The sequence below is a fragment of the Chryseobacterium sp. R2A-55 genome, assembly GCF_021401085.1.
Lineage (GTDB): Bacteria > Bacteroidota > Bacteroidia > Flavobacteriales > Weeksellaceae > Kaistella.
Genome location: NZ_JACBFP010000012.1, coordinates 49,688 through 63,731 on the forward strand (window position 1 = coordinate 49,688; position 14,044 = coordinate 63,731).

The 14,044-nt window shown below is 41.6% G+C and carries 6 protein-coding genes; all 6 read left to right on the forward strand.

Annotation, left to right across the window (positions count from 1 at the left end):
• The first annotated feature begins 120 nt into the window (after positions 1–120).
• The 6 genes from L0951_RS12200 to cysS all read left to right on the forward strand — a co-directional run bounded on the left by L0951_RS12200 (position 121) and on the right by cysS (position 13,978).
• A complete protein-coding gene (locus L0951_RS12200; RefSeq protein WP_234111537.1) occupies positions 121–981 on the forward strand; it encodes a BadF/BadG/BcrA/BcrD ATPase family protein in 861 nt (286 codons plus the stop codon).
• A gap of 169 nt (positions 982–1,150) precedes the next feature.
• Positions 1,151–3,436 (forward strand): NADP-dependent malic enzyme, encoded by a 2,286-nt coding sequence (locus tag L0951_RS12205; protein ID WP_234111538.1) that lies wholly within the window; start codon positions 1,151–1,153, stop codon positions 3,434–3,436.
• Positions 3,437–3,956: 520 nt separating this feature from the next.
• Entirely contained in the window at positions 3,957–4,541 is a 585-nt protein-coding gene (ruvA, locus tag L0951_RS12210; RefSeq protein ID WP_234111539.1) for a Holliday junction branch migration protein RuvA, read from the forward strand.
• Between the two features lie 3 nt (positions 4,542–4,544).
• Positions 4,545–11,618, forward strand: a complete 7,074-nt coding sequence (gene sprA / locus L0951_RS12215) for a cell surface protein SprA (RefSeq protein ID WP_234111540.1) — start codon at positions 4,545–4,547, stop codon at positions 11,616–11,618.
• A gap of 153 nt (positions 11,619–11,771) precedes the next feature.
• The gene (gene folE, locus L0951_RS12220) at positions 11,772–12,437 is read left to right on the forward strand and encodes a GTP cyclohydrolase I FolE (RefSeq protein ID WP_234111541.1); all 666 of its coding nucleotides are present in this window, start codon (positions 11,772–11,774) and stop codon (positions 12,435–12,437) included.
• A gap of 74 nt (positions 12,438–12,511) precedes the next feature.
• On the forward strand, positions 12,512–13,978 hold the full coding sequence (cysS, locus tag L0951_RS12225) for a cysteine--tRNA ligase (RefSeq protein ID WP_234111542.1): 1,467 nt from the start codon (positions 12,512–12,514) through the stop codon (positions 13,976–13,978).
• The last annotated feature ends 66 nt before the right edge of the window (positions 13,979–14,044 follow it).

Below are 14,044 nucleotides of genomic sequence, written 5' to 3' on the forward strand. Positions count from 1 at the left end.
TGGAAGCGGGCTTTTTGGGTTCGCTTTTTTTATGATCTCAATGGCTGCTAAATATTGAAAATGATGCTCTTGAAGTTTTTTCAAATTAAATTAATACTTTAGCGGACTAAATTATATTTTATGATTGCCATTGTTGACGGCGGCTCCACCAAATGCGACTGGGTGATTCTCGACAAGTTCGGGAAGATTTTCCTAAAAACTGAAACCATCGGATTTAATCCAAATATTATAGACGCGGAGATGATTGTTCCGGAAATTGAAAAGAACAATAATCTGGTTTCCATCAAAGATTCTTTGCAAAAAGTATTTTTCTACGGATCCGGATGTGGCGTTCCGGAGAATGTGGCTTTGGTGGAAAATGAGTTTCAGAGGGTTTTTAAACACGGTGAAATCATTGTGAAAGAGGATCTTACTGCGGCTGCTTACGCCGCTTATAATGGAAAGCCTGCAATTGTCTGCATTCTAGGAACAGGTTCCAATTCCTGCTATTTCGATGGGAAAACAGTAAAGCGCGAATTGCCGTCACTCGGTTTTTTGATTGGTGACGAAGGAAGCGGAAGCGCAATCGGCAAGCTGCTTCTTCGCCGGTATTTCATGAAAAAACTTCCTTCAGATTTGCATCATGATTTCGTGGAAAAATATCATCTCACCATTGAAGATGCCATAAAAAACATGTATCATAATCCTAGAGCAAACGCTTACTTAGCCGATTTCAACAAATTCGTAGTGCAGCATAAAAGCCATCCGTATTTTCAGAATATGATTTTCGACGAGATGAAAAATTTTTTGGATTATCAGGTTTTGCCTTATGAAGAAGCCAGAGAAGCGGAAATCAATTTCATCGGATCAATAGCGTTCTACTATGAGGATTTTATCCGTGCTGCTGCAGCGGAATTAAATCTCACGGTTGGAAACATCGTGCAGAAACCCATCGAGAGTTTGGTGGATTACCACAAAAAATACCTCCTGAATCTGGATTAATCCTTCAATTTGCAGTGATTTTCAAAATCTCTACCATGTAGCGAATACTATTTCGTTTCAATTTCCGAACTTTGCATCCGCAATTTTGAATTGTCAGAATCGCGCTCAGAATTTTGAACCCATTTTTTTGGACTTCAAAATGTTTTTCTAATACATTAAACTCAAGTTTATGCCCAACAAAAATAAAAGAGACGAAAAAAACTTTAGCCAGGCCGCACTCGATTACCACAAAGCAGAACCGAAAGGAAAAATCGAAGTGATTCCGTCTAAACCCCACTCTACAGCGCGAGATCTTTCTTTAGCCTATTCTCCGGGAGTGGCGGTTCCCTGTCTGGAGATTGAAAAAAATCCGAAAGCTGTTTATGATTATACCGGAAAAGGAAATTTGGTAGCAGTTATTTCAAACGGAACCGCAGTTCTGGGTTTGGGAAATATTGGTGCAGAAGCGTCAAAACCCGTGATGGAGGGAAAAGGACTCTTGTTTAAAATATTTGCAGACATCAATGTTTTCGATATAGAAATTGACGAGAAAGATCCGGATAAATTCATTGAAATTGTGAAAGGAATTGCACCCACTTTTGGTGGGATCAACCTTGAAGACATCAAAGCTCCGGAAGCTTTTTACATCGAACAGCGCCTGAAAGATGAACTGGATATCCCATTGATGCACGATGACCAACACGGAACCGCGATCATTTCCGCAGCGGCGCTGATCAATGCTCTGGAAATTGCCGACAAAAAAATCGGTGAGGTGAAAATGGTGGTGAATGGTGCAGGAGCTGCTGCGATCGCTTGTGCGAAACTCTACATCGAACTCGGTGTGAAAAAGGAGAATATCCTGATGTGTGATTCCAAAGGCATCATCAACCATAAAAGAGAAAACCTGACGCCAGAAAAAATCGATTTCATTGCCCAAACTGATCTTCAATCTTTGGAAGATGCACTGAAAGGAGCAGACGTTTTCGTGGGGCTTTCAAAAGGAAATGTGATGAGTCCTGAAATGTTGAAATCCATGGCGGCAAATCCGATAGTTTTCGGTTTGGCCAACCCAGATCCGGAAATCGAGTATAATTTGGCTATGGAAACCAGACCAGATACCATCATGGCAACCGGCAGAAGTGATTATCCTAATCAGGTGAATAACGTGCTTGGTTTTCCTTATATTTTCCGCGGCGCGCTGGATGTTCAGGCCACTGCCATCAATGAAGCCATGAAGTTGGCGGCCGTTCGGGCGATTGCGGACTTGGCGAAGGAACCGGTTCCGGAAGCAGTGATTCTGGCTTATAATTTAAAGGGATTGAATTTCGGAAGAGAATATTTTATTCCAAAACCATTTGATAACCGATTGATTACCAAGGTTTCTATCGCGGTTGCAAAAGCCGCCATGGAAAGCGGAATCGCAGGGAAACCGATTGAAGATTTCGAGGATTATGAAAATACCCTTTTAGACAGAATGGGTCGGGATGAAAAACTCATCCGAATGATGCAAAACCGCGCAAGATCCAATCCGAAACGTGTCACCCTCGGAAATGCCGAAGAATACAATGTTTTGAAAGCTGCCCAGATTCTTTACGAAGAAGGGATCGCACAGCCAATTCTTCTCGGCGAGAAAAAATTCATCAAGGAGCAGATGAAAAAATACGGCATCGACTTGAATGTTCCTATTGTGGATCCAATGGACGATGACCAGGAAGAGTACCGGCTAAAATACCGCGAAACCCTTTGGAAAATGCGTCAGCGAAAAGGGATGAACGAGTACAAAGCGAAAAGATATGTGCGACAAAGAGATTATTTTGGTCCGTTGATGCTTCATCACGGTGATACAGATGCGCTCATAGTAGGTTTTTCTAAAAATTACTCTTCAGTTTTAAAGCCGATTCTGAAAATTGTGGAAAAAGAAAAAGGAGTGGACAAGATTTCTTCCATGATGATGATTCTCACGGAGAAAAAACCGATTTTTTTCGCCGACGCATCGATTATTCAAAATCCTACAGCTGAAGATTTGGTGAACATCGCAAAAATGGCGGAAATTACCGTGAAAACTTTCGCTATTGATCCAAGAATCGCCATGCTTTCCTTTGAAAATTTTGCGTCTATTTCAGATACTTCGAAAAAAGTGGCAAAAGCGGTTTCCATCCTTCACGAAAAATATCCAAACATGATTGTAGATGGGGAAATTCAGCCGGATTTCGCCATGAATTCTGACCATCTTGCAGACTATCCGTTCTCAAAATTGGGAACTACACCGGCCAATGTTTTCATTTTTCCAAATTTGGAGAGTGCCAATATTTCCTACAAAATAATCCGGGGAATGAAGGTGGCGCAAGTAGTGGGACCTATTTTGATGGGATTGAAAAAACCAGTCCACGTATTGCAGATGCGCGCAAGTGTAGATGAAATTGTGAATTTGGCAACCATAGCGGTTTTGGATGCACAAAGGAGAGAAGGGAATTAAGTTGGAGAGTAATTTTGGTGGAGCATTTTTAGAACAGCTCATCTAAGCAGGAATCTTCATCATCCATTTACGCTTTTCGCAACCTTACCCCAGAAAAAGAAACGATTCAGTAATTTGGATTTTTGAATAAGGCAGCCTGGTTGTAATTCGCAGCGCAAAAACAGGGTGCGAACGATCGGCTGAAAACAGCTGATGTTTCGACGATTCGTGGAAAAATTTTCCGGTAGTTTTTGTTTCGGCAAAAATGGTGGATGTGTTGTTGATCCCCATCAAAATTATTGGCGGAAACACGTAAGGAAAGCGGTGCCAGAACTGATTAATTGTGGATGCCCAAAAAAATGAAGGGCTCAAACTGCCAATTTCAGTTCCCGGTGAATGGAGCCGGCAAACCTATTCCGGGAAAATCATTGTGGTTTTTGGAGTCTTCAAAATCATAGTGGTCTGAAAGTTCAGAAAACGAATCTTCGTTTGGTTGATCAAAACTCAAATAAGTTTGACTATATTTGTCATTTCGACACATATGATATACTCCCTCAAAGGAATTGTGCAACAACTCAACCCTACTTCAGTCGTAATAGACGTGAACGGAGTGGGTTATTTCGTAGGAATCAGTTTGCAGACTTCCGAAAAATTGATTTTAGGACAGCCCACCTTTTTACATATTCAGCAGATTATCCGCGAAGATGCTCATCTGCTTTTTGGCTTTAACACAATTTCGGAAAAGGAAATGTTTAATCTGTTAATTAGTGTTAATGGAGTGGGGCCTGTTTCGGCCATCATCATGCTGTCTTCGCTTTCACTTGATGAGATTTCTTCGGCTATACTTTCCGGCAGCAGTTCTCTTTTACAAAAAGTAAAGGGAATCGGGACAAAAACGGCCGAAAGAATCATTGTCGATCTGCGTGATAAAGTCCAAAAATTCAAAGATTCCGATGAAAATATTTCTACATTTGCAGATAATAAAGTGAAAGAAGAATCGTTATCTGCATTAGAGGTTTTGGGGATTCCAAAGAAGATGAGCGAAAAGATTGCAGACCGAATTCTGAAGCAAAATCCCGCTTTTTCCGTGGAGGATTTGGTGAAACAAATATTAAAAAATATTTAACATTTGGAGAAGAAAACTATTTTTCAGCATAAAGTACTCGCATTTTTATTTCTTTGTTTTTCCTTTGCTTCGGTGTTTGCACAGGTAAAACCATCAGACAGTGCATCAGTCCGCCGGGATTTTCCCCTGCCAAATCCCCTTCACTATGAAGCATTCTATGATGTTCACAGTGGGATGTATATTCTTTACCCGAAAGTAGGCAACATGGTGGTAGGAACACCCGTTTCCATGACGACTGATGAATATCATCAATATGTATTGAACAATCAGTTGGCGGCTTACTACAAAGAAAAATCGGCACTCAATAATCTGGGTTACCGAAAAGACCAGACTGATGCCGTGAAGAAGGGACTTCTGCCGACTTTAAATATTAAGAATAAACTTTTCGAAACCATCTTTGGAGGTACCAAAATAGAGCTGATTCCACAGGGTTTCGCCTCTTTCGATTTGGGCATCCTTTATCAAAAAATAGACAATCCATTAATTTTGCCGCAGAACCGGACCAGTTTTGCGATAGACATTCAGCAGAGAATTCAGTTGGGATTATTGGGAAAAGTGGGTGAGAATCTGCAGCTTAAAGCCAATTATGACACCCAAAGTGGATTTGCCTTCGAGAACAAAATGAATTTGGTTTGGCAGGCAAAAGGAACATGGAAGGATTTGATGAGCAAAGGCCTGAATGATAAAACTACAGGAGGAGAGGATAAAATCATCAAGCGGGTAGAATTCGGAAATGTGAATATGCCCCTATCCACCAGTTTAATCCGTGGATCGGAATCTCTTTTTGGTCTGAAAACCGAATTTCAGCTGGGAAAAACCTATGGTACCGTGGTTTTTTCCCAACAGCAGGGTGAAGCCCGCACAATTGTGGCACAGGGAGGCGGCGTGATGAACACTTTCAAGCTGAACGCAATTGATTATGAGGATAATCAGCACTATTTCATGGGGCATTATTTCTTCAATAGTTATGATAATGCACTTTTGAATTATCCGCAAGTTAATTCCAGAATCAATATCACCAGAATTGAAGCATGGGTTTTGGACCAGGGTTCAGGGAATCTTCAGGATCAGAAAGGAATCCTCGGTATCCGTGATTTAGGGGAAGGCGTCAGTGGATATCCGGATAACTCGCAGAACAACCTTTACCAAAGTATTGCCAACTTAGGACCGGCAATTCGTGATGTCAATACTGCTTACAATGCCATAAACGGACAGAGTTTTCCAAATGCAAACGGTGTTCCGGAAACCTATACAGACGGCGAACAATTCATCTTTAACCGTAAAGCAAGAAAACTCAATACAAACGAATATAAATTTCATCCGCAGCTGGGTTACCTTTCTCTTAATCAGAGGCTTAATGACAATCAATTGTTGGCGATCGCCTATTCCTATACCTTAAATGGAGATAGCAAGGTGTATAAAGTCGGGGAGTTTTCTGAAGACGGCTCGGTTTTGATTACCAAAGTTTTGAAACCTAACACTACGGTGAAAACCACTTCGCCGATGTGGAATTTGATGATGAAGAATATTTATTCACTCAATTCAAATGCCGTGTCTGCTGATGGTTTCTTGCTCAATGTTTATTACCGTGATGCCCAGAATGGAAAGGTTAATTATTTGCCATCCACATCAGGAAACCCGCAAGTGGATGGACAAAACTTGCTGAAATTGTTCAACTGGGACCGGTTGAATATCAATGGTGACCTGCAGCAAAACGGAGGAACCACTGGCGACGGAATTTTCGACTTTGTGCCCAATATCACTATTGACCCCGAAAATGGAAAGGTAATCTTCACCAAGAAGAAACCATTTGGGGAATATCTGCAAACCATGCTGGGAAGCAATGATCCGAAGTTTGTGTTCAATGACCTCTATGACCAGCTTAAGCAGGTTGCCACCCAAAACAACCTCGCTTTGCGATATACCATGGAGGGTCGCTACAAAGGTTCACAGGGAAGCGGAATTTCGCTCGGTGCAATCAACGTTCCGCAAGGTTCGGTTAAAGTAACTGCAAACGGAGTGCTCCTTCAGGAAGGAATAGACTATACGGTGGATTATATGTTGGGATCGGTGAATATCATCAATGAGGCAGTCAAACAATCCGGACAGGCCATCAACATTTCCCTGGAAAACCAGCTCACTTTCAATACACAGAGAAAGCGATTCCTGGGACTGAACTTAGAACGAAAATTCAACGAACACCTTACCATTGGTGGAACCGTGGTCAATTATGCCGAAACTCCTTTAACCCAAAAAGTGAATTTCGGTCAGGAAGCGGTGAACAACACGATGGCCGGATTTAATGTGCTGTATAATAATGAATTGCCATTCTTGACCAGATTGACGGATAAGATTCCACTGATCAATACGGAAGCTCCATCCAACCTAAACTTCATGGCCGAAGCCGCCTATCTCATCCCGGGACAGAGCAAAGGAACAAATGACCAGTCGTATATTGATGATTTTGAACAAACTACTTCTAAAATATCATTGAAAGAACCTGGATTATGGGCGCTTGCTTCAAAACCTGAGAAAAATCCTGAACCTATTTTCTCTAATGCAGGTCTCAATGACAACCTGGATTATGGAAACGGAAGAGGTTTGCTGACTTGGTACAATATTGACCCTAGATTTTACGGTGTTGGTGGAAGTGCGCCAAACGGAATCAATGCACAGGCAGTTTCCAACCATGCTTCCAGACGGGTGCAAATGAGGGAACTCTATAATAGCAGGGATTTTGTGGCAGGCGAGCAGATTTTCACCAATACTTTGGATATTTCTTATTTTCCAAATGAAAGAGGACCTTACAACGTCAATAAAGCAAATGAATCTCCGCTGCAAAGATGGGGAGGATTGATGAGGGCGGTTTCTGTATCCAATTTTATCAATTCAAATATTGAATATGTGGAATTTTGGATGATGGATCCTTATGCGGATGGAAATACCTTTGGAACCAATCCGAAACTTTTGCTGCATTTAGGAAATGTTTCAGAAGATGTTTTGAAAGATGGAAAACTTCAATATGAAAATGGTTTGCCAACTCCAAATATTCCGGCAAATACCAGTACGACCAATTGGGGAACGCAGCCCAACCAATTTCCGATTCTTTATGCGTTTTCCACCGAAGGAGCCGAAAGAAGCGCACAGGATTTAGGATACGACGGACTGGATGCTGCAGGAGAGGCTGCAAAATTTGGAACTGATTTTGTGAACCCTGTAACCAATAATCAGGATCCGGCTTCCGATGATTTCGTATTTTATTTATCCAACAAATTCCAGGGCGATCAGGCTTCATCTGTGACAGAACGATACAAATATTTCAGGGGTCCGGAAGGAAACTCGCAATCCAATTCCTTGGAAGTTTCCACCCAAACTCCCGATGCGGAAGATGTGAACCGTGATTACAATCTGGATCAGAACGAAAACTACAACCAGTACACAATCAAATTAGATAAAGGCAATATGGTTTTGGGCCAAAACTTTATCGTGGATGTGAAAGAAGTGGAATCTAAATTCCAAAACGGACAAACCGGAACCAATAAATGGTATCTTTTCAGGGTTCCTGTGAGTCAATTTGATCCAAATGCAGTGGGGGGAGTTGCCGATCCTTCCATTCTTAATAATGTGCGATTCGCCAGAATGTTGTTGACAGGTTTTGAGCAAAAAGCGACCCTGCGTTTCGGTACTTTGGATTTGGTAAGAAGCGACTGGAGAAAATATACCAAAGATATCGCGACCAACCTTCCGGATCCGGAGGGAACCACCATGGTGGACGATCAAAATTTGGATGTGGGAAGTGTAAACCTGGAAGAAAACGGTTTGAATGAACCTCCTTACGTACTCCCTCCGGGAATTGACCGACAGGTTTTGAGCGGAAATTCCGGGGCACAAAGACAAAATGAATCTTCACTCTATATGAAGGCGGCTCCTTTGATGGCGAAAACTTCAAGAGGTGTTTTCAAAAATGTGGCTTTGGACATGAGAAGGTATAAGAAACTTGAGCTTTTCGTGCATGCAGAAAACCTGCTAGATGTGGCTTCCTCCGCATATGATCCAGATGCCAAATTCTTCATCAGGTTCGGTAGTGATGCGACAGACAACTATTATGAATATGAAGCATCCTTAAAATATACGTCCAAAACTGCAAGATCACCACTTGAAATTTGGCCGCTGGAAAACACGGTGAACCTGGAAATTCAAAATTTCGTGGACGCGAAAATGAGAAGAGACCAGAATACGCCGAACGCCATCGACCAAAGAAGTGAAGATGCGGAATTTGGCGCAATTGATCCCAACAAGAAACTTTATATCAAAGGGCGTCCTAGTTTAGGAAATGTCACCACCATCATGTTGGGTGTACGGAACAAAGATGAGACTTTGTCCAAAAAAGTGGTGCTTTGGGTCAATGAAATCCGGCTTTCTGAAATTGAAAATAAAGGGGGATGGGCAGGAAATGCGAGTGTAAACTTTAACCTCGGTGATTTTGCCATCGTGAATGCCAATGCTTCCCATTCCACCGTAGGATTTGGTGCGATCACGGAAAAACCTTCGGAAAGATCACAATCCGCTCATACAGCTTTCACCATCAACACTTCAGTGAATGCAGATAAATTCTTGCCTGAAAAAATGGGCGTGAAGATCCCGGTGAATTATTCTTACACCCAAACCATCGAGGATCCTAAATACAATCCTTTGGATAATGACGTAACTTTTGATAAAGCATTAAACAAAGATGAGCTGAAAAAAGTGGCCAGAACTTTTACCCAGCAGAGAAGTATTGGTGTGGTAAATATGCGTAAAGAAAGGATGAACCCAAATAAGAAACCGAAGTTCTATGACGTGGAAAACCTCTCTGCAACGGTGGTTTATAATGATGATTATTTCAGGGATGTGTATACCAAAAAGAATTACAGACAGTATTTGAAAGGATATATTGACTATAATTATGCATTCAAACCTTGGGTTCTTCGTCCGTTCAATAAAATGGTGAGCGATACCGCAAAATCTGCGAAATATCTAAGATGGTTTAAAGAATTCAATCTTAACCCAGTTCCTTCACGGCTTTCCTTCAGAACTGAACTTGACCGTAATTACAACGAGCTTCAGTTTAGAAATATAGAAGCCATTTTGAGTGGAAATGCGGGAACCGAGTTTGATGTCATCAGAAACAGGAACTTCTTTTTCGGGTGGCAGTATGGATTGGGATTCAACTTTACCAAATCACTGAAGATGGAAATCAATTCGGCAATGCGAACCTTGAATGACAATGTGAATCCACTGGAAATGAATGACAAGTCCATTTTTGCCGATCCATTCAGGGCAGGAAGACCGGTGCTTTACAACCACAGAGTGCAGCTCAACTACAAGTTTCCGTTTGAATATTTGCCGTACCTCGATTTCATGAATGCAGAAATCGGTTATGGATTTACCTACAACTGGAACGCGAGAAGTACTGTGATGACCCAGTTTATTAATCCGGATACCAATCAGCCGGAAAGTTTGGGAAGTATCGGTCAAAATACCAACAATATCATCGGAACCGCTTCTGTGGATATGCCAAAATTCTTCGGCAAATTCAAGTATTTCCAGAAAATGAATGCGAAGATGCAGAAAAGAAAACAGGAAATAGACTCGCTGAACAATGCCTATAACGCAATGTGGCAAAAGAAAAACGCCAAAAAAACATTTAAAAATTATAAATTTAAAAACAAGCTGAACCCTCTTCAAAGTATTGCTTATGCTTTGACTTCAATTAAGCAACTCGACATTTCCTACAACGAAAATAATGGAACGGTGCTTCCCGGTTTACTTTCTGCACCTAATTTCTTTGGATACGGACAGACTCTTGGTGGTCCGACTTATGGATTCCTTCTCGGTTCGCAGGCGGATGTTCGGCGAACGGTCATTGAAAATGGATGGATTTCCAATTCGAATTACATGAACGATCCGTATTCTCAGATGAAAAATCAAAATTTCCTTGCCAATGTGCAGATCATGCCGGTGAACGATTTCAGAATTGATTTGAATGTGATGAAGAATTACAACAGCAATTTTGTACAGGGTGGTTACAACGTAGATGCAGATCCCATTAAGGAAGGATTCCAGTTTTCTTTTGGAAGCGACATTATTTCCTATTCCAGAACAGCGTGGACTTTCGGAACCTCTTTCTCGGGAGGTACTTCCATCTATGACAATCTGATTGCCAATGCAAAACATATCTCATTGCAGATGGGAGGTGCAGTGAATCCTGATGGTTTCACAGACGGTCATTCCCTGGCAAATGCTTATGTTTTGGTTCCTGCTTTCCAGGCGGCCGTGGAAGGAAAAACTCCGAATGGTCCGGTTACCGACGCCAAGAAATCTGGGTTCCCACTTCCAAACTGGAGGGTTGTTTATTCTGGATTGAAAAATATCCCGGTCGTCAACAGCCAATTCTCAAAATTTGATATCCTGCACGGATATACTTCTACCTATACCGCAAGTGGAATCCAGAGCAGCATCAATTACTACAATTACCAGAATAACGGCGGTCCAAACCGCGACTCTTTCGGTGATTTCTACAATCCGTATTCATTTAGCCAGGTTGGTTATGTGGAAGCTTTTGCACCGCTCATCGGAGCAGATGTCACCATGAGGAACAATATGCAGTTCCGGGTTTCCTACAACCGGGACCGAACGGTGATGTTAGGACTTATCAACCATACCTTGACAGAAGATATCGGGAAGGAATATATTTTCGGATTTGGATACATCTTGAAAGATTTGCCGATGAAGGTTTCATTCAAAGGAAAAGAGCGAACCATCAAAAGTGATTTGAACATGCGTGCCGATTTCTCGTTGAGGGACAGCGAGACCAGACTTACCAATATTCTGCAAAGCGATTCACAAATCACCGGTGGACAAAGAATGATGAGCATAAAAGTTTCAGCGGATTACAATATGTCCAGGAACTTGAATCTGCGTCTTTTCTACGATCAGTTATTGACGAGGTACAAGATTTCCACATCTTTCCCATTGTCCTCCATTCGGGCTGGTTTGACGGCAACATTTACTTTCAGTGGACAAGGCGGATTTTAATGAATAACAAGACTCAGGATTTCGATTCTGAGTTTTTTTTTTCTTGCTGGTCTCTTCATTTATTAATTTTCAAATAATCTGCCTATGCTTTTAATGCCCCAGTTTTATTTTAATATTTAAAATCCCTAATTTTGCCTTTTCATCATTAAATATATGAATCCAGAATTCGAAAATGACGACGACCTCTTTACCGGAAAAGACCACACTCCCTTGCGGAAAGATGCCTTCGAGAAATCGCCCGAAGAAAAAATTGAAATCATCCAGGAGCATTTCCGCGCCATTATGGAAACTTTGGGAATGGATATGACCGACGATTCGTTGAAAGATTCTCCAAAACGAGTGGCGAAAATGTACGTCAATGAAATTTTCGGTGGACTTTTACCGGAGAACAAACCGGGAATTTCCACCTTTTCGAACAAATATAAGTACCGGCAAATGTTGGTGGAAAAAGACATAACAGTGTATTCGTTTTGTGAACACCATTTCTTGCCCATCATCGGGAAAGCGCATGTTGCCTATATTTCTAATGGTGAAGTGATCGGACTTTCGAAAATAAACCGGATTGTGGATTATTATGCAAAACGTCCGCAAGTTCAGGAAAGACTGACCATGCAGATTGTGGATGCACTGAAAGAAGCACTCGGAACTAAAGATGTAGCCTGTATCATCGATGCGAAACACCTTTGTGTGAATTGTCGTGGCATAAAAGATACGGCAAGTTCTACGATAACCGCAGAATTGAGCGGCATCTTCAGAACCAATCCCATTACAAGACAAGAATTCCTGCATTATGTGGGAAGCCACGCGAAATTTGACTAAATTTTTTTGTTCCAAGTTCCAAGTTGTGGATATAAAACTTGCAATTTGAAACCTGAAACCCGAAACTAAAAACAATGAACCTAAAAATATACAACTCGCTTTCCGGCGAGAAAGAAACTTTCAAACCCATCCACGAAAAAAATGTAGGGATGTATGTTTGCGGACCCACCGTTTACAGCAATGTGCATCTCGGTAATGTACGCACTTTCATGTCGTTCGACTTTATTTACCGAGCCTTAACTTTTCTCGGTTATAAAGTTCGGTACGTAAGAAATATTACCGATGCAGGACATTTGACCGATGATGGCGATGTGGACAATGACCGTTTCGTGAAACAATCCCGCCTGGAAAAACTCGAACCGATGGAAATCGTGCAGAAATATACCGTGGATTTCCATAAGGTTTTGGATACTTTCAATTTGCTTCCACCCACGATTGAACCGACCGCAACCGGACATATTCTGGAACAAATTGAACTGGCCCAAAAATTAATCAAAAGCGGTTTCGCTTATGAAAGCAACGGTTCCGTATATTTTGACGTGTTGGAATACAATAAACGAGGACTGAATTACGGCGAGCTTTCCCGGAGAAACATCGATGAACTTTTTGCCAACACCCGAGATTTGGACGGACAAAACGAAAAGAAAAATCCGCAGGATTTTGCATTGTGGAAATCAGCTTCTCCGGCACATCTCATGCGTTGGAATTCTCCGTGGGGAGAAGGTTTTCCGGGATGGCATTTGGAATGTACCGCGATGTCAACGAAATATTTAGGTGAAAATTTCGATATCCATGGTGGTGGAATGGATTTGAAATTCCCTCATCACGAATGTGAAGTCGCGCAGGGAAAAGCTTGCAATGGAACTACTCCGGTTAATTACTGGATGCATGCCAATATGTTGACGATGAACGGACAGCGAATGAGCAAGTCCACGGGAAACTATATTTTGCCGATGGAATTGGTTTCCGGGAACAATGACTTTTTTGAGAAGCCGTTTCATCCCGCGATCGTGCGTTTCAATTTCATGCAGGCTCATTACCGGAGCGTTCTGGATATTTCCAACGAAGCAATGGTGGCAAGTGAAAAAGGATATCAAAGATTGATGGAAGCGGTGAAGGTGGTTTCAGGTTTTACGTTTCAGCTATCAGGTTCTTCCAGTTTTGATCTAAAATCCTGGAAAGAAAAATGCTACGATGCTTTGACCGACGATTTCAATTCGCCAATACTTATTTCTCATTTATTCGAGGCAGTAAATTTCATCTTTAAGTTAAAAGACGGAAAAGAAACCATCACTTCAGAAGATTTGCAGGAGCTGAAAAAACTGATGCACGATTTCGTGTTTGAAGTTCTCGGCTTACAAAACATCGAGGAAAACAACAATGAAAAACTCGATCAGGCATTGCAGGTTTTAATCGAACTCCGAAATCAGGCGAGGAAATCCAAAAACTTCGAACTTTCCGACCAAATCCGTGATCGGTTGCTCGCTGAAGGAATTGAGTTGAAAGATGGAAGGGATGGAACAACTTATAGTTTGAGTTAAAGACAAAAATGCGATAAAACGGTGCCTCAATTGAAAGATTGAGGCATTTTTCGTAGTTGTTAGTTA

Coding starts and splice junctions, on each gene's coding strand:
- L0951_RS12205 (WP_234111538.1), top strand. CDS start 1,151: ATGCCCAACAAAAATAAAAGAGACGAAAAAAACTTTAGCCAGGCCGCA.
- ruvA (WP_234111539.1), top strand. CDS start 3,957: ATGATATACTCCCTCAAAGGAATTGTGCAACAACTCAACCCTACTTCA.
- folE (WP_234111541.1), top strand. CDS start 11,772: ATGAATCCAGAATTCGAAAATGACGACGACCTCTTTACCGGAAAAGAC.
- L0951_RS12200 (WP_234111537.1), top strand. CDS start 121: ATGATTGCCATTGTTGACGGCGGCTCCACCAAATGCGACTGGGTGATT.
- cysS (WP_234111542.1), top strand. CDS start 12,512: ATGAACCTAAAAATATACAACTCGCTTTCCGGCGAGAAAGAAACTTTC.